Source organism: Bartonella vinsonii subsp. berkhoffii ATCC 51672 (assembly GCF_902825225.1).
GTDB classification, from domain to species: Bacteria; Pseudomonadota; Alphaproteobacteria; order Rhizobiales; family Rhizobiaceae; genus Bartonella; species Bartonella berkhoffii.
The window spans coordinates 1-384 of the sequence record NZ_CADEAK010000353.1 but is presented as its reverse complement, the minus strand read 5'-3'; the positions used below and the strand labels follow the sequence as shown (position 1 = coordinate 384).

The 384-nt window shown below is 40.6% G+C and carries 1 protein-coding gene and 1 pseudogene; both read right to left on the bottom strand.

Annotated features, from left to right (window positions below; genetic code table 11):
- Window positions 1–145, bottom strand: a pseudogene (locus tag J7R10_RS10195) (CDP-diacylglycerol--serine O-phosphatidyltransferase); the annotation flags it as partial.
- Window positions 146–153: 8 nt separating this feature from the next.
- Window positions 154–384, bottom strand: a 231-nt coding sequence (locus J7R10_RS09585; protein WP_208436552.1) for a phosphatidylserine decarboxylase, incomplete at its 5' end; no start/stop codon positions are given.

The window sequence follows — 384 nt, the reverse complement described above, 5'->3', positions numbered from 1 at the left end:
TACTACTCATTCCTGCGCAAATTGCTAAAACCGTTATGATATTGGGAATAACATATCGCATAGGCGTGGGTGAACGCCACCGATTTCCAGCATCATCATGCTGTCCTTCAGGATTAAATGACGAAAATAACGAAAAATTTTTCATGGGCCGTCCTAATCAAATCTGAAGTCAGTTGTAGCACTCTTATCATTAAAAGAACCTAAAACTGTTTCTCCTGCAATTGCTCTCTGGCCAACTGCAACACGTAATTTCACTGCAGTTGGTATATAAATATCAAGACGAGAACCAAACCGAATCAACCCAAATCGTTCTCCGGTAATAACGGAATCATTTTCTTTTGACCAACAAACAATCCGGCGAGCAACCATACCGGCTATTTGTAC